The organism is Streptomyces sp. BBFR102 (assembly GCF_051397025.1).
Classification (GTDB): Bacteria; Actinomycetota; Actinomycetes; order Streptomycetales; family Streptomycetaceae; genus Streptomyces.
This window is the reverse complement of record NZ_CP195757.1, coordinates 18,636-34,878: the sequence shown is the minus strand read 5'-3', so window position 1 is coordinate 34,878 and position 16,243 is coordinate 18,636. Positions and strand designations below refer to the sequence as shown.

13 protein-coding genes are annotated in these 16,243 nt (G+C 72.8%); 1 reads left to right on the top strand and 12 read right to left on the bottom strand.

All coding sequences use genetic code 11. From position 1 onward, the window contains the following. Window positions 1–610: 610 nt before the first annotated feature. A complete protein-coding gene (locus tag ACSLIC_RS00180) occupies window positions 611–1,264 on the top strand; it encodes a response regulator transcription factor (protein WP_436735622.1) in 654 nt (217 codons plus the stop codon). Between the two features lie 323 nt (window positions 1,265–1,587). On the opposite strand, the gene ACSLIC_RS00175 is transcribed toward ACSLIC_RS00180, so the two are convergent. The 12 genes from ACSLIC_RS00175 to tap form a co-directional block, all read right to left on the bottom strand. Next, window positions 1,588–2,511 carry a TniQ family protein gene (locus ACSLIC_RS00175; protein WP_436735621.1) on the bottom strand — a complete coding sequence of 308 codons (924 nt, stop codon included), beginning with the start codon at window positions 2,509–2,511 and terminating at the stop codon, window positions 1,588–1,590. After that, window positions 2,508–3,536 carry a TniB family NTP-binding protein gene (locus tag ACSLIC_RS00170; RefSeq protein ID WP_436735620.1) on the bottom strand — a complete coding sequence of 343 codons (1,029 nt, stop codon included), beginning with the start codon at window positions 3,534–3,536 and terminating at the stop codon, window positions 2,508–2,510. Before ACSLIC_RS00170 ends, ACSLIC_RS00175 begins: the two co-directional genes overlap by 4 nt. Further along, a complete protein-coding gene (locus ACSLIC_RS00165; RefSeq protein ID WP_436735619.1) occupies window positions 3,530–5,680 on the bottom strand; it encodes a transposase in 2,151 nt (716 codons plus the stop codon). The genes ACSLIC_RS00170 and ACSLIC_RS00165 overlap by 7 nt, the downstream gene beginning before the upstream one ends. Next, window positions 5,674–7,644, bottom strand: coding sequence for a Mu transposase C-terminal domain-containing protein (locus ACSLIC_RS00160; protein WP_436735618.1), 1,971 nt, complete (start codon window positions 7,642–7,644; stop codon window positions 5,674–5,676). Before ACSLIC_RS00160 ends, ACSLIC_RS00165 begins: the two co-directional genes overlap by 7 nt. A gap of 41 nt (window positions 7,645–7,685) precedes the next feature. Further along, entirely contained in the window at window positions 7,686–8,543 is an 858-nt protein-coding gene (locus tag ACSLIC_RS00155) for a TnsA-like heteromeric transposase endonuclease subunit (protein ID WP_436735617.1), read from the bottom strand. 189 nt (window positions 8,544–8,732) lie between these two features. Beyond that, window positions 8,733–9,056 carry a hypothetical protein gene (locus tag ACSLIC_RS00150; protein WP_436735616.1) on the bottom strand — a complete coding sequence of 108 codons (324 nt, stop codon included), beginning with the start codon at window positions 9,054–9,056 and terminating at the stop codon, window positions 8,733–8,735. 147 nt (window positions 9,057–9,203) lie between these two features. Then, on the bottom strand, window positions 9,204–10,427 hold the full coding sequence (locus tag ACSLIC_RS00145; protein ID WP_436735615.1) for a hypothetical protein: 1,224 nt from the start codon (window positions 10,425–10,427) through the stop codon (window positions 9,204–9,206). 171 nt (window positions 10,428–10,598) lie between these two features. Next, window positions 10,599–10,874, bottom strand: coding sequence for a hypothetical protein (locus ACSLIC_RS00140; RefSeq protein ID WP_436735614.1), 276 nt, complete (start codon window positions 10,872–10,874; stop codon window positions 10,599–10,601). 57 nt (window positions 10,875–10,931) lie between these two features. Next, the gene (locus tag ACSLIC_RS00135; protein WP_436740225.1) at window positions 10,932–12,032 is read right to left on the bottom strand and encodes a TniQ family protein; all 1,101 of its coding nucleotides are present in this window, start codon (window positions 12,030–12,032) and stop codon (window positions 10,932–10,934) included. 113 nt (window positions 12,033–12,145) lie between these two features. Then, window positions 12,146–13,069 (bottom strand): hypothetical protein, encoded by a 924-nt coding sequence (locus tag ACSLIC_RS00130; RefSeq protein ID WP_436735613.1) that lies wholly within the window; start codon window positions 13,067–13,069, stop codon window positions 12,146–12,148. Between the two features lie 239 nt (window positions 13,070–13,308). Further along, on the bottom strand, window positions 13,309–13,866 hold the full coding sequence (tpg, locus tag ACSLIC_RS00125) for a telomere-protecting terminal protein Tpg (protein ID WP_436735612.1): 558 nt from the start codon (window positions 13,864–13,866) through the stop codon (window positions 13,309–13,311). A gap of 15 nt (window positions 13,867–13,881) precedes the next feature. Next, the gene (tap, locus tag ACSLIC_RS00120) at window positions 13,882–16,128 is read right to left on the bottom strand and encodes a telomere-associated protein Tap (RefSeq protein WP_436735611.1); all 2,247 of its coding nucleotides are present in this window, start codon (window positions 16,126–16,128) and stop codon (window positions 13,882–13,884) included. Window positions 16,129–16,243: the final 115 nt, after the last annotated feature.

Here is a 16,243-nt window from a genome sequence, read left to right as displayed (position 1 = left end):
CCGACCGCCCGGCGTCAGCAGACGGCCTCAGGCTGCCAGGGCAAGACCCGTCTCGCGGCCACCACAGCGCTGCTGTTGTCGCCGTGAGACGGCCGGTGGTGCGATGGCCTCGACTGCGGCAGGTTAGGACCACTGCTGCTGGGTCAGGTGCTCGATCGGCAGCGCAAGTCTCGGCGTTTCGGCCGGTGATACGGGTGCAGCCCTTGTAGTGGTTCTCGGGCCGCCGAGTCTCGTGTTTTCTCTGCAAGGGCTGCGGTGCCTGCGTTCTGTGGTTACGGATGCTCCCGGTGTGTTCGCCGTTGGGCACCTGGGTGAGTCGCCCCGCGTTGTTCCGTCAAGAACGGTCCCGGCACGGCGGCGGTGGTGATGCGCGCGGCCCGGCTCGACCCCATGGAGCCCTACCCCGGGGCGAACGTGGCCGGGAACTGCCGCTGCCTCAAGGGCGCCCACGGGGTGGGCGCCAACCTCCACCTCGGTCCGCACCGGTAAGGAGTTCGGCGTGCCGGCGCTGCGCCGCGGGCCAGGCGCGCGTCGAGGCGGTTGCTGCGATCAGGGATGATGGCCTGATGCTCGCTGAGATGGTGCAGGGCACGGACCGTGGGGGAGAGTCGTGATCAGGGTTCTGGTGACCGATGATGAGCCGCTGATCCGGGCGGGTATCCGGATGATCCTCTCCTCGGCCGCCGATATCGAGGTGGTCGCCGAGGCGGCGGACGGCCGTGAGGCGCTCGAACTCGCCCGGACGCACACCATCGACGTCGCCCTGCTCGACCTCCAGATGCCGGTCATGGACGGGCTGACCGCCCTGGCCGAACTTCAGCGTGTGGCTCCCCGGGTACGGGTGCTGATCCTGACGACGTTCGGCGAACGCCGGAACGTGCTACGTGCCCTGAGCGAAGGCAGCGCGGGCTTCTTGCTGAAGGACTCGGCGCCCGCGGAACTCATGCGTGCGGTGCGCGCGGCAGCGGCCGGCGAGGCGTACCTGTCACCCGGCGCCACCCGGCACGTCGTGGACTCGCTGGCCTCCGGCGGCGCCGCACACCGCGAGGAGCGGGCCCGCCGCAGGCTGGAGAAGCTGACGGACCGGGAGCGGGACGTGCTGGCTCTGCTGGGTGAGGGCCTGTCGAACGCGGATGTCGGTCGGCGGGCCCACATGAGTGAGGCCACGGTGAAGGCGTACGTGAGCCGTATCCTCGCCAAGCTGGAATGCGAGAACCGGGTCCAGGCGGCGTTGCTGGCACGGGATGCGGGCCTTGGGGTGTGAGCCTGTGCGGGCCGGTGCGGGCGACACTCTCGTCGGCGCGCTCGACGCGGCGAAGGGTATGGCGTAGCTGATGGTGTGCTTATTGATCTTGATCTTGACCTGGTGTTGCTCGGTTCTACTGGGCGGTAGTTCGTTTTGGCGGGGCAGAGTTACGTGTTGCCGGGGTGTGGGTGGCCGGTGGGATCTGGTTTGAGCTGGGTGTTTGGTGTTGCGCAGTGTGTTGAGCGGGGTGCTGGTTTTTGCTCAGTGGGGTTGGCGCGTCTATATGTGCCGGTGCTGGCTGGCTGTGTAAGGGCTGGGAGCGGCGTGGCGTGCGGGCTGGTTCAGTGGGTGGTGAGGCGTTGCCAGAGCAGGTCGTGGTCGGCGGGTGCGAGGCGGGGCAGGCGGAGGCGGCCGGCGAGGTGGTGGAGGAATGCGGCCTGCTTGGTGTGTGTCAGGGGAGAGCGGAGGGGGAGGCGGTCGAGGGCTGTGGCGAGGGTGAGGGTTTCGGGGTAGATGATCAGGCTCCGGCAGGTCAGCGCGGGTGAGGCGGGGCCATGGGCGAGGCGGGGGTTGGCGGTGGTGAGCTGGCGGAGGCGAGTGTGCCAGCGGTTGTGGAGGTGCTGGTGGTGGTCGTACCAGCGGGTGGTGATCGTGGTTGCCCAGCTCAGGGAAGCCGTAGTGGGGGGCCGGCGGGCGGTGAGGCGGGCGTGGGCGAGCTCGGGTAGGGCGCGGATGCCGAGGGGGATGCACTGTCGGGGGTCACTGGAGGCTTGCTGATGGCGGGTGCAGATCATGACCCGGGGCAGGTCGGGCGCGGGGTGGATCCACGCGGTGGGGGTGTGGTGGGGCGGGCGGCGCAGGGTGCAGGTGGTGCAGGCCGGCAGTGGTTGCACTGCGGGGGCGAGGGTCTGCCAGCGGGCGGTGGCGGTGTGGGTGGTGGCGATGGCGGCGGGCGGGGGCCGGCGGGTCAGAGCGCGGTCAAGGTGGGCGGGCGGGATACGGGTGAAGGCGGCCAGGCGGCGGGCGGCTTCGCAGCTGTAGTGGAGTTCGGTGGCGTGCGGGGCGGCGGGGGTGCCGGTGGTGGTGATGTGCAGCCCGTCGAGGAGGTTGGCGGGGGAGAGGTGGTAGGCGGCGGCGAGGCGGGTGAGGTAGGAGGCTGCCGTTTCGCGGGGCACCGGCCGTACGCGCAGCGCGCCGGGCGGGCTGGGCCACATCGTGCCGGGTCGCGCCGCTAGTGCGGGGCGGGGCCGGGTGGGGGCGGTCACCGGCGGGGGCGGGTACGACGGGCAGGGGTGCGGGGCCGGTAGTGCTCTTCGGCGAGGTGGTCCAGCGCGATGGTGTCCAGCAGGGTCTTGGTGATGCGCTCGGTGCCGTCGCAGATGGCTTCGATGGCGGCCTGGCGGATCAGGCGTGAGAGGCTGCCGATGCGTCCGGCGGTCCGCTCGTGCAGGTAGGGCGCCAGCCGGGGCAGGCTGCCGGGCCGGTGCGCGGTGAGGTCGAGGGCTGCTTCCAGGGCGGCGATCAGCTCGCGGAACGGCTCGCGGTGACCGGCGCGGGCGGGTAGCGCCCCGCAGTCGATCAGAGAGGCACGCCCGGCCAGCTGCGCGCCGCGTACTCCGCTGAAAACGGTGCTGGCGGTGACGTCGATGCCTGCGTAGACGAACGTGGCGCCGATACGTTCGGTGAGGTCCTTGAGCCAGTCGGCGGCCTCCGCGCCGCTGGAGGTGCGCGGGTTGAGCCGGTGGATCTCGTCGATCAGCACGAGTGCGACGCCGGCCGTGGTGTAGGTGTGGCAGACGGCGGTCGTGATCTGCGCGGTGGTCATGCGGCTGGTCACGGGGATGCCGAGGTAACGGGCGAACTCGGCGGCCAGGGTTTTGGCGGTGGCCCCGGGCGGCACCAGCACATAGGCCACGGGCACCCGGTCGTCGCCCGGGGCGGCGCGCCGGGTGTGGGCGAGGTGACAGGTACGGCCGACCTGGAGCAGCGCGGTGGTCTTGCCGGTGGTGGCAGGCCCGGTGAGGATCAGCGACGGCCGTGCGGTGGCCTGCTGGTGCCGGCCCAGGATCATCAGGGTGCGGACCTGGCGAGCCAGGGATTCGATGGCAGGGGTGCGTACGGTGACGAACTGCGAGTGGTAGGCCAGGCGTTCCTCCGCCGAGCGGGGTGCCTGGCCCGGCTGCGGCGGTGTGGGGGGTGCGGCGTGGGCGAACCGGGCGAAGGCGTCGAACGTCGTCACCGTGCCCGTGGCCCCGTCGTCGGGGAGCGAGGGGCGGGCAGGGGTCACCACAGTTCGGCCTCCTGGTCGGCGTCGTACAGTGTCAGCGCGCCGCTTCTCGGCAGCGTGAGTGCGCCGGACTCGTCGGCGCCGACGCTGTCGTCCTGGGATCGGGCGTCCAGCGCATCCAGGCTGTCCTCCACCGCCGTTGCGGCTGCGGCCTGGGCCGCAGTGCGGTGCGGCGCTGCCGGTTCGCCGTCTGCTGCATGGGAGACGGCGTTACCGGCGCGAGTGCCAGGCGTCGCGGGGGGCGGTGCGGGTGGTGCAGGGGCGGCGGGCCGGGTGTGGCGCAGGATCTGGTCGGCGGCTTCGGCGAGGGCGGCTTCGTGTGCCTCGCGTTCGGCGCGCTGCTCGAGGGTGGTGCGCAGGTGGCGCCAGGTGGTCTCGCTCATGGGCGCGTGGACGTGGTCGCGGTGGATCCACGGGATCTCGTGCAGGTGTCCGTCGGGCAGGCGAATGTAAGTCTGGCGGACGTCGTGCGGGTTGAGGTGGACTTCCCACTTGCCGCCGGGTCCGGTGGGCGAGGGCCGTCCGCGGTGCTCGTTGAGTGCCGCGTGGTCGTAGGTGCGGTAGTTGATGCGGATGCCGCGGCCGGTGATCGGGTGGAAGCGCACCGGCAGCAGTTCGGTGTAGTCGGCTCCGGTCAGGGGCAGCGGCACGTAGCCGCTCGCGCCCAGCAGTACGCCCCACATCTCGCCCGGGGACAGTGCCTTCTTGGGCAGGAGGGGGTGGCGCAGCCCGTCGTGGGGGCGGTGCTGCCAGCACGCGGCGATCCACTCGTCCAATAGTTCCTGCAACTGGGCCACGGTGAAGCGGGCTTCGCCCTCCACCTCATGGCCGCGCTGCAGGATGTGGGAGCCGGTGTAGCCGGCGACGTGCTGGGCGAAAAGGGTGTTGATGCTGCCGAAGGTCCGTTCCACGGCGCCCTTGGCAGTGGGGGAGCGGGGCGGGGCGGGCTGCACGCTCACACCGAGGGATTCGCAGGCGGCCAGGAACGCGGCGGAGAGGAACACCCGCCCGCGGTCGATGACGATCGTTTCGGGTACTACCACCGGCCTTGCCGCGGCCTGCTCAAGGCGTGCGTCCAGGGCTAGGAGCCGGGTGTAGGGGACGGCGGCGTGGGCCAGGCGCAGGTGTTCGCCCCAGCCAGGACGCACCGGGTGGGGCACGGCCATCTCCGCGAGCAGCAGGGCCGCGTCCACCGCCTGGGTGCTCTGCTCGCGCAGCACGGCCGCCACCACCGACCGCGTCGCCACGTCCAGGGCGATCGTGAGCTCCGGGCGCACTGGTTTACCGTCCTCGCCGATGGCCATGATGTCCAGCCGGGTGGTGTCGACCTGCACCAGCTCGCCCGGCCGCAGCGCCACCACCGGTGTGAACGGGCGCACCGGCACGGCGGTGGCGGTGCGGGCGGGGCGTCCCGGGTGTTCCAGCGGGTCGGCCAGGACCCGTACCAGCCGGTTGAACGTCGACGGTGGCGGCAGTGCCACGGCGCCCGGCCCGTGGGCGTCGGCCAGGATCTGCCCGGTCACCTCCCGCAGCCCCTTCAGGGTGCCCGTGGAGCGGCCGCGCTGGCGGCGTAAAGCCTCCAGGACCGCGGCCACTATCCGCTCATCGGCCCGGCCCGTCGCGCTCGACGGCTTGCGCTGCCGGATCAGGCCCATGACGCCGCCCGTGTGGTAGCGGGCGCGCATACGGCGCACGGTGGCCCGGCTGGCCCGCGGCCAGCCCAGGGCCGCGAGTTCGTCGGCCTTGGCCTGCTCCCGCTCGGCCATCGAGGTGCGCTGCGGGTCGTACTCGGGCCGGGGGACGCCGGTGCTGCCGGCCCCGCCGGGCAGCCCGGTCTCGATCTCGCGGATGTGCCGCTGCCAGGCCAGAGCCTGCTCCCGCTCCCGGGCGGGCACCGACTCCAGCAGCCCCCACGGCGCCGCGGCGGGAACGGGGCAGTCCACCACCGCGAAGGTGGGGTCGGCGAACAGGAACGAGGACAAGACCGAGGCGGTCTGCCCGGCGGTGTCGACGAGGCGTACCGAGGCTCCGGCCACGGCGGCCACCTGCCAGGGGCGGCCTTCGAATGTCACGTACGCCCCGAGTGCGACCTGCCGGTGCCGGGCGGCGGCCACAGAGCGGGCCGGGCGGCCGGGAGCGTTCACCACTGTCCGGCCTCCGCCTCGGCGTCATACACCCCGAACCCGCCCGGCTCCACGGCCGTGCCGCGGGCGCCGCCGGTGTCGGGCACCGCGACGCCACCGGCGGAACCCCGGGCAGCCGCCTTCCGGGGCTCCGCCGCGATGAGGGCGGGGCCGGTCCGGTCGCCGCCCGGCCGCGTACCGCCGTCGGCACCCACATCCGCACCCGCGCCGCTACCGGCGGCGCGGTGTGCGAGGACGGCGCCGGTGCGGCGCCGCAGCAGCTCGTCGAAGGGCCGCGAGGCGTGCCCGCCCTGCGCCCATGGCACTGGGTGGAGCTGGCCGTCGGACAGCCGGACGAAGACCTGCCGCGGGTCGTGTGGATGGTGGTGGACTTCGAACCGGCCCGCGCGGCCGCGGTGTTCGTCCAGACACGCATCGTCGTAGCGGCGCCCGCCCAGCCGAATGCCGGACTCGGTCACCGCGCACCGGCGACCCGGCAGCAGTTCGCCATAGTGCTGCCCGGCCAGCGGCAGCGGCGCCCTCCCGGCAGCGCCCAGCAGCACCTGCCACATCTCCTGCGGCGCCAGCCCCGCCCGGGGCAGCAGCGGATGCCGCAGTTGCTCCTGGGGACGGTGGTGCCAGACGCCGGTGATCCATTCGTCCAGCAGGTCCTGCAGCTGCGGCATGCTCCAGTACGCCCCGCCCGCCCCCGCCTCGTGCGCCCGGTTCTCGTCCCCGGCGGTGGCGGGCGGCCGGGCCGCCGCCGTCGCGTGCCGGGTGAACAGGTCAGCGAGCACCTGAAGCGTGCGCAGCGCACCGCGACCGGCGCCCGCCGTCCTCGGCCCGGCCGGTTCCAGGCTGATGCCGAGGCTCTCGCACACGGCCAGGTGCACCGAGGTGATGCCGGCCGTTCCGTGGCCGAGGACGAGTGTCTCGGGCACGGCCGCCGGACGCGCCGCGGTGGCCTCGACCCGGGCGGACACGGACATCAGCCGCCGCACCGGCCCGCCTGCGTGGGCCTGTTCCAGCAGGGCGGGCCAGCCCGGACGCAGCGGCCGGGGCACGGCCATCTCGGCCAGCAGTACCGACAGCTCAACTGGCCCCTGCTGTTCAGGGTGCAGCACGGCGGTCAGCACGCAGCCGCTCGCCTCATCCAGCGCGGCCGTCACCGCCACCTCCACCCCGGCCCCGTCCTCGCCCACCACGCCGACCGGCAGGCGGCAGGTGGACACCTCTACCCGCTCCGCGGGCCGCAGCGCGGCAGGCGGGCCACCGGACCGGTCCGCCGCGCTGGCGGTGCGCGCCGCACTGCCCGGCGGCTCGGCCGGATCCGCCAGCGCCTTCACCAGCCGGTACAGCGACGAGCGGGCAGGAAGCCGCACCTGACGCGGCCCGTGAGTGTCCGCCACGATCCGCTCCGTCAACTCGATCACCTGCCGGGTGGTGGTTCTCCTCCGCCCCCGGCACCGGCGCAACGCCTCCAGCACGGCAGCGACCACCCGTTCATCAGTGCGCCCGGTGGGCGACGGGCTGCGCAGGTGTCGCTTGTCGACCAGTCCCCACAGCCCCTGTCGGCCGTAGACCAGCCGCATCCGCTGCACCGTGGTCCGGCTGGCCCTGCTCCAGCCCAGCCCAGCGAGCTCCCGTGCCTTGGCCGCCTCCCGCTCCGCCAAGGTGAAGCGCTGCGGGTCGTACTCGGGCCTCGGCATGCCGCTTCCCGGGCCGCCGGGCAGCCCGGTCTCCACCTCGCGGATGTGCCGCAGCCAGGCAAGCGCCTGCTCCTGCGCAGCCAGCGGTACCGTCTCCCACAGCACCGGGGCCACCGGCGGCGCAGCCGCCGCGCCGATCACCTCGAATCCGTGCGCGGCCACCAGAGCGGAGGCCAGCACACAGGCGCTGTCCCCGTCCCCGGCCACCAGGTACACCCGCCCGCCGGCCAGAGCGGTCACCTGCCAGGCGCGGTCCTCGAACCGGACCTGCGCGCCCACCTCAACGCACCGCCCGCCAGGGACGGCCGTATGGTTCCTGCTCACCTCGCGTACTCCCGCCCCTGCTGCTCCGTGCCGTCCCCGTTCCCGTCCGTGTCCGGGCAGCCGGGAGAGACGACGGTGTGCTCGCTCAGCGGCCGGGTCAGGTCCGCTGCCAGCCGCCCGCTCCACAGCGCGTGGTAGAGCACCGGCAGCGCGCTCAGGACCTCGCCCGCCGCCGCGGCCCCGGCCATCAGCGGCCGCGGCGCGGCGAACGCCTCTATCACCGCCGACTCCAAGCCGCCCGCGTCACGGTGGCGGGGGTGGCGGTAGCCGGCCAGCCACCGCACGTTCGCCGCCATCACCGCATCCGGCGGCACCAGACGCCGGTAGGCGAACCCCACCGCCTCACACGCCGCTTCCAGCACCGAGACCGCGCGCACCGCACGGCCCGCGGCGGGCGCCGCCGAGGCGGGACAGTCGGCGAGCACAGCGCGCCCGTCGGCGTAGCGGGCGAAGACCTGCGGCACCCACGTCAGAGCCCGCCCACTGCCCGGATCACGCCACAGCAGCCGCACCGGCCGCGCCGACAGCCCCACCACCTGCGGATCACGGTCCAGAACCATCAACTGCATGCACATCGCCTGCGACCCGTGCATCACATGCCGCCCCGTCGTCGCCGACCACCACCAGCCCGGCCCCCACCGGCGCCCCGGCACCACCGGGAAGTCCGCCACCGGCACCAGATGCTCGAACCGCACCGCCGCGGCGGCCTGGACCCAGCGCCGCTGCACCAGCGCCCCGGGCGCCTCGGCGAACTCCGCCTCCACCAGACCCGGTTCCACGGCCGGCACCCTGCCACCGTCACCCGCGGGTAAAGCAGACGGGTCGTCCCCCGCCCGGTCACTGTTGATGATCATGTACTCCACACAACGGCATCACAGCCCCGCCCCGCAGGAGAACCCGCCGGTAACCACAGGGGAGTTGCCCACGTCAGCTGCCTCGGACACACGAGGAATAAGGATCCTCTCCCCCCGTACACCGTGTCAGTGCACACCTCTGCCCTGTCTGCCCCCGAGGCGCCCCCAGGCGGTGCTCCCGCCTTGCCGTCACCCAAGGGCCGACAGCACCCACTGCGGCGGGCCGTCCGGGGGACCGCCGAGCCGGACCAGGGCGCCGGACGGCATCGCCGCGCCGCGCGCGAGCGTGTCGACGAAGGCGTCGGCGAGCGCGTTGACCTGCTCGCGCCCCTCACCTTGCCCATCGACGCGGATACCGGAGTCGACCCCCAGCACCTCGCGGTGTCCGGTGACCTTCAGCAGGATCTTCAGCGACTCCCAGCCGTAGGGCGGATCGCTCACGCTGATGCCCACGACAGCATCGCCGCGCACCAGCTCATCCCCTACCCGCACCCACACATCGCGTTTGGCCACGCGTCTGCCTGCTTCCTTCCGGCGGTACCGCCACCTCTTCTGCGCCTGCCCCCTTACGGCCACAAGCCCGCACTGGAGCCCCGCCACCCCGGTCCGCGCTCCTTGCTGTCACAGGGGCCGGGCCCGGATCTAGTCGCGGGCCCGGGGTCAGGGGTGGCGGAAGCCGCGGCCGGGGTCGCGGGCCTGGTCCGGGCGGAAGGGCTCGAACCACTGGGCGGCGCCCAGGTTCGACAAGCCCATCGCCTGGTTGATCTCATTGCCGCCGTCCTCGATCCCATCCAGTGAGGCGTCGAACAGCATCAGCACATCGTGGTCCTCGAACAGAACGGTCGAGCACCAGTCCCAGTCGAAATCGCGGCGGTCCTCGGGCAGGCCTGCCACGACTTCGTGCACCAGCCGCGGGCGGTTGCGCTGCAGAGCCCGGGCCCGGTCAATACCCAGATGCAGGGCCATCTCCTCGCCGGTGCACAACGGCTCCACGCCGCCCGCCGCGGCGAGGGCGGCTGACAGGTCATCGAAGCAGCGGGCCATCTGCCGCCGCCAGGACCGGTCCTGGCCCCAGGTCACCCGAGGCAAAGCCCCCAGTACAAGACCCTCACCCCGCCGCACCGGCGCATTCCCCTTCTCAGCGACGTCCTCCCACGCCTGCGCGGACAGCTCATCGAGCGCCACCCGCAGTACCGCAGCAGTCCGCCCGGTGAGTACCTCGTCCTCCCCGTCGTCTTCCTCATCCCAGTCCCAGTCCTGGTCCGCCGACGGAAAGTTGCCACGGCGCGCCAGACCCTCAAGACGGCTCCGCACTCGCTGCGCGGCCTTCCCCGGAGCGGCGAGGGCGTTGTCGATGATCTGCAGCTCATCGGAGAACGTCTCGGCACTCAGCAGCGCACCGGCCTCGGCGAGCAGGGCGGCGCCCGCGTCTGTGTCGCCGGCGGCGTTCTTGCCCGGCAGGACCACGGCGAAGTAGTTGTCCGTCAGCCGCTCGATGGCCGATCCCACCACCGCGGCGGCGATCAGCGGATCGGCGAACGGCCCGGTCAGCTGCAACTGGTCAACGACCAGGACACTGGAGGACGACTCGATGAACTCCTCGAACTCGTGCGTGAAATGGCCCTCGTCGTCAAGGAGCTGTCCGGCCACCAGCGCGGGGAAGGAGCCCTCGTCGGCCATCCGCTCGCGCAGGTTGTCGCACTGCCAGTACAAGCCCCGCACAGCCCCCAGGCTCCCCACCTGCTCACCGGCACAGTCGATGCGCACATCCCACCGCTGCACACCCTGCGCGGAGGGATCCAGCAGTCGGTGGGTATGGTGGAAGGTGAGCGCCAGCAGGGAAAGATCCGCCCCCGCTGCTGCCTGATCCGGACGAGTGGTCACGTGCACCTCGAAAGCTGTTGCGGGCGCGCCCCTTGCGCACCCGCGAACCAGCGTAGAGCCCCGATACCCGCTGCCGTGCCGGATCAAGAAGCCGGGCAGCCGCAGCCGCAGCGCGTGAAGCCGGGGCCAAGCCCAGACTCCGGAAGCGATCGGCACGCGCCCCGGCGTGTGTCAGTCCTCCTGGTTCCCGGCGAGAATCTCCGCCAGTTCCCCGGCGGGCACCCGGCACCACCCGGCCACGTCCTTGAGCGCCACCCCTGCGGCGACGGCCCCGGCGGCAGCGTCCATGAGCGCCCGATCGAGCAGGTCGGCGCTGCGGCTGAGGTGCCCCAGCAGCCTCTGTGCCACCTCGGCCGTGGTACCGCTCTGCACCCCGTGCACCTGCTCGAGCTCCTCACGGGCCTCGGCGACCAACCCCTCGATACGCCACCGCTGCTCGGCCGGCACCGCCGCCCCCCACCGCGTGCCCGACCCGCCCGTCCGCGCCTCCGCCGCCAGGACCCGCTACTGCCCGGCCATCGCCACCGGCTCCCGCTCCGCGCGCAGCCGCCACGGATCATCCCGCCACCCCCGCGCCACGACTCCACGGCGGGCCCGCACCAGCGCGCCGGTGAAATCACCCAGCGCACTGTCGTAGTCGGACGCGATCAACGGCCCCAGCCAACCCCGACCGAGCCGCTCACCCAGCCTCCCGCAGAACGGATCGTCCTCGATCCGCGCACCGGGCCGCGCCTCATCACCCAAGCGCCAGGCCAGCTTCGCCATCGCAGGGTCCAGCAATGCCTCCGCCACAGCCACCGTCTCCGGGAAGACAGCCGCGTCCCGGCCCACCACCCGCCACCGACCCAACTCCGCACCCGCGTCGCCGCCGGCCAGGAGGTGCAGACGACGCGGCCAGATCTTCTCCCGCTCCCAGTACAAGGCCTGATCCCACCAGCGGGCCACCACCGCATGCGCCACCGCGAACACCTGCCCCGCATCCACCCCGGCCCGCCGCGCACGCCGCGCGACAGCCGGCCACCGCCGCTGCGCTGCCACCACCTCCGCCACGTTCCGTAGATCCAGGTACTCCAGCGGCTGGTCGGCGTCCGCGTCCAACGCCCACCGCCCATGCCGCACGCACACCCGCTGCCAGCGCGGCCGGTAGAGCACCGAGCGCACCGCCCGCCCGGTGCGGCGTGCGGTACACGAACGGCACCCGAACACGGCCGGGCCCGCAACCGTCTGTGCCGCCCGCCACCGCGCCCGGGCCACCGTGCCGCTGCCGGAGTCCTTTGCCAGGCCGTCAGCGGCGTAGGCGGGCAGGGCCCGGCCCAGAACCCGGGGATCCACCCCGCACAGCTCGGCCAGCACCCGCCGCCCCGCCTCGTTGAGCACCACCTCCCCATCCGGCCGGATGCCGCCGCCTCCCGGGTGCCGGGGAGGTGACCCGGTCAGCGACCATTGCCGCAGCACCTCTGCACGCTCCATCCCGTAACGGTCCGCGACCCGGCCGATCAGGGACGACGTCAGCTCTCCGGTCAGGGGTCCCGTCCGTAACGGCCCCGCCGGCGCGAGCCGCCCGGGCCCGGCGTCTGCCGCTGCGGTGGGAGCACCCGCCCTCACATGTGCTGTGTCCTTCAACTGAACTGTCCTCTCCTACGGGGCGATCGGCTGTGGCCCGGCCTGCGTTCTCCGCCGGAACCGGAACCCCGGCGCGGAGCTGGTGCCGGTGTGGTTCAGGTCAAGGCGGCCCGCAGGCGTGCGAGGGCTTTCACCCGGTTGTCGTCGAAGGTGCGATTCCATTTCAGGTTGGAATACCAGACGGGCTGTCCGGTGGCCGGGTCCAGGAAGTCGACGGAGCACCCGGTCGAGGTGTGGCGGTGATCGCACCGGCAGGTGCACGTCTTGGCCGTGACCTCCCATCCCAGTCCGCAGGGCCCCTGCATCAGGAGGCGGATGAGGTCGGAGCAGGGCGGCCCGTCGGTCGTCTCCAGGCGGATGCCTCTGCCGCTGGTCCAGGTGTCGGTGCTGTTGACCGGTCCGGCGCCGGCGGTCGCCCGGATCCGGCGCAGCAGAGACGACATCAGCCGGAAGGGGTCGCAGGGCCGGGCGGTCCGGGCGGCGTATGCCGCCTCTTCGACGGGTGTCCAGTCCGGTCGCCGCATCACAGACCCGTAGACGCCCTCGCGCTTCGTGGCGAACCGCTCCCACCTGTCCGGGCTGAACCCGCGCAGGAGGATCGCCGCCCTCATCCCCGGCCGGTACAGGCGTACGCCGCCGGGGACACGGGCGCTGCGCAGCCCGGGCACACCGCCCACCCGGTCGCGCGGGTCCTCCCCAGCGTCCTGGACGTCGCTGACCCGGGGATACAGGAACTCCACCCAGTGACCGAGGACCACCGGCTCGTCGACGAGCCGGAGGGTCAGCAGATCCTCCTGCGGTCGCACGCTGACGATGCCCAGCGGATGACTGCTCAGACCCCCCATCGCGCAGACCCGCTGAAAGACCGCAGCCTCCAGCCGGGCCTGCTCGGCATGGCGTGCAGCCGGGATGGACAGCCCCCGGCCCGAGCCGGAGAGCAACGGGTGCAGAGCCTGGTGGGATTCACCGGTACTTTGCCGACGGTCGGCGGTGAGGTGGAGAGCGGCCGCAGGGTTCATGGGCTTTCTTCCGCGCGGAACCGGCCCCCGGGCGGTACGCGCTGTGAAGGAAACAGACGGTGCGGCAGATCATGCGGTGACGCTTCTGGCCGGTCCTCGGCGACGGAAGCAGCGGGGGCGTCGTCCGTCGCGCGGCCGGGCGTTCACAGGCCCGAACGCTATGGAAGCCGCCCGGCGGGCCACCGTCAACAAGGCGCGCGGGCGCTCCCGCCCACCGCCCCAGGCCAGCCCCTTCTCGCCTACAGCCGGAACTGGAGGTCGAGGAGGTCGGTGAGTTCGACTTCGAGGCCGTGGGCGCGGCGTCCGTTGTCACGGAAGTAGGTCTCGCCGAGCGCTTCGGCGGTGAGCTGGAGCAGCTGGTCCTCGTCGAGGCCGGAGGCCTGCGCGTCGAGGAGACGGGCGGCGTGGTGGGGCGGGAGGGCGAGGGTGAGGTGGCGGATGCGGGACTGGTCGGTGGAGCCTGTGGCGGCGGTGTAGCCGAACCGGGCCTGGACGTCGATCATGATGCCGTCGGTGGTGGCTGCCTTCTGCCGGGCCCGGGCCCTGATCTGCGGCTGCCACCGCGTGCGGACCTCGCTCTCCAGCCGGGTGGCCAGCTGCGGGCGGGGTTGTTTGATCTGGCCCTTCACGTACCGCTCCACGGTGCGCTGGCTGATGCCGAGCAGGGCGGCGACCTGCTGGGTGCTGCCCTGGTGCTGGCGCACCAGGTATCGCATCCGTGCCCCGGCGGACTTGGGCGCCGGGCGCGTGAACGCTCCTTGTACTGCCCGGCCGAGCTCTTCTTCAACGGTGACCATCTACCGCCACGCTCCTTATTCTCCGGTGTCCCGGGCGGTGACCTCGCCGGTCTTGATGTACCGGGCGAGGTTGGCGACCTTGCCTTGTGCGCCGAGCTGCTCCAGCACCCCGACGCCCCACAGCACGTCCTGGGTGCCTTCGTGCTTGACCATGCCGGGGGAGACGCCGAGGCGGAACGACCCGGGCACGGTCTTGCCGTCCTTGTCGTAGGGCAGGACGTCCAGGGGGGTGGGGCCGTCGGCGGTGTAGACGGCACAGTCGGAGAGGACCGCGACGGGGTAGCGGCCGGTGGCGGCGGCCAGGGCGATCATCTTGCGGTGCATGTTGATCCGGGCCCGGGAGATGACGGTGGCCCGCATGTCGGGGCGCCACGTCGGCCGGGCCAGCGCGGGCCACGCCTGCCCCGGCACCCAGTTTCCGCCGCGGGCCTTCTCCTGCAGCTTGCCGATGCCGCCCTTGACGGTCATCTTCACCGCGTCCAGCACGATCCCCAGCTCAGGATCCCGCCCCTTGTGACCCTCCATCGCCTCCAGAAACTCGCCCGGGGTCAGCTTCTCCGCCACCTTGAGGTCGGCCATCGTCGCGACGTAGGCGTCGCGCAGCCGCTTGTACCAGCCGTCAAGGAACCGCCCGCTCCGGGGCCGCAGCCACGCCTCGAGGGGGGTGACGTCGTAGCCGAGCTCGACGGCGTACGCCACGGTCGGCGTCGCGTACCAGGCCGGGCCCTCGGGCCGCTGTCCGGTCGGGGTGAACGGGCTGGGCAGCAGATCACCGTTGAGCTCGCGCCACTGTTTGGCGACCTTCACCCGGTCCAGGTCGACGTGGGAGAGGTCCACCAGCCAGGAGCCGGGCACCGCCGGGTCGAAGACCGGGTGGGTGACGTGCTCGGGCGGTGAGTCCAGGCCGACGACGGCGCCATTGGCGGCCGCGCCGAACGCCAGGTTCACATCGAAGCCGACCAAGTGGCGCTGCATGCACTCCACATCGGTCAGGTCCCGCGCCCAGTCGTACGCCTCCTCGAACAGCCGCTCCTCGGGGCCGCGGATGTGGAAGCGGGGCAGGTGGGCCAGGACGGGGTGCCCGTCGATCGCCTCGCACGGTGCGGGATCGAGGCCCTGGGTGCCCAGGGAGCCGGGCCGGTGCTCGGAGTGCCGTTTGCCGTCCTGGTCCGGCTCGCTCGCGCGGGTGGGCGGGTTGAGCGCGGTCATCAGCTCCAGCCCGGTCACCGCGGTCAACCCGACCGGCGTCATCACCCGGTGCGCGTACACCCCCAGCACCCGGGCCAGCTCCGCCGGGCCGAGCTTTGCGGCGTGACCCCACGCGCGGTCATCCAGGGCGTTCCAGGACGGGATACACAACTGAACACACTGGCGGCGCCCGCCGGAGACGGGGCGGTAGATCCGCGCCCACGGCCCCAGCCCGCGCCTGGTCAGCTTCCACCCCGCCCGCTCCAGCAGCTTGACGGCCTTGTGCTCCTCGGGAAGTCGCCCGGCCGACCGCTCCGCGTCCGACAGGGTGGCGGGCAGGCCGTAGCGCTCGCACACCGCTGCGGTGAGGACCAGCAGCGGGTCGGCGTCCTTGCCCGACGGGTGCAGCTTCTCCGCCCCCACCCGCGCCTCGGCCAGGGCCCATTCCACCAGGGCGGGGAGGGACCTGGCGGGCACGTCCAGGAGCAGACCGCCGGTGCCGTAGCCGGTCACCTGCCGCCCGTCATCGGCGTCCAGGACAAGCAGCGGACCGTGCGCGTACGCGCCGGACCGTACGGGCACGGGGGCCTTGCCAGCGGCGGCCTTCGGCGCACCGGGAGGGCGTGAACCGCGTGCCGGGCGCGGTGCGGCGGCCGGCGTGGGAGCGGCTGCGGAGGACCGCGCGGGAACAACCGTTGCCGCGGCGGGCGCGGGCGTCACCTCGCCCGCATCGTCGCGCGCAGACCCGGCCGGCACAGCAGGTTCGGCGGGTGCCACCGCGGCCGGTTCCGCCCCCAGCGGGCCGCTCCCCGCGATGGATGAGGTGGCTGCCGGGGCGGGGTAGAGCTGCGCGAGCTGCTGTAGCAGGCGTGCGTAAGGCTCCCGCTGGGGCGGGCGGGGTTCGGTCCTGCCCGACTCCCACGCGCCGACGGTCGCCCGCCGCACGTCGAGGGCGGTGGCCACCTCTTCGAGGGTGAGCCCGTGGGCCTGCCGCAGGCGCTTGCGCTCGGGGGGCGGGGGCAGCGGCGACCGGGACGCGACGAGCGCGTCAACAGCATCGAACAACTCGGACATGGTGAACCTCCGCCACCCACTATACCCCTGAAGCGAACATCAACCGCACAACTGCCGTTCGAATAGCGCACATTGGCCGTACTTGGGGGAGTGGTGGTGGTAGCGTGAACCGGTC

Bases quoted from the DNA above. Each gene is read 5' to 3' on its own strand.
- ACSLIC_RS00155 (WP_436735617.1), bottom strand. From the start codon at position 8,543: ATGATCATCAACAGTGACCGGGCGGGGGACGACCCGTCTGCTTTACCC.
- ACSLIC_RS00130 (WP_436735613.1), bottom strand. From the start codon at position 13,069: ATGAACCCTGCGGCCGCTCTCCACCTCACCGCCGACCGTCGGCAAAGT.
- tpg (WP_436735612.1), bottom strand. From the start codon at position 13,866: ATGGTCACCGTTGAAGAAGAGCTCGGCCGGGCAGTACAAGGAGCGTTC.
- tap (WP_436735611.1), bottom strand. From the start codon at position 16,128: ATGTCCGAGTTGTTCGATGCTGTTGACGCGCTCGTCGCGTCCCGGTCG.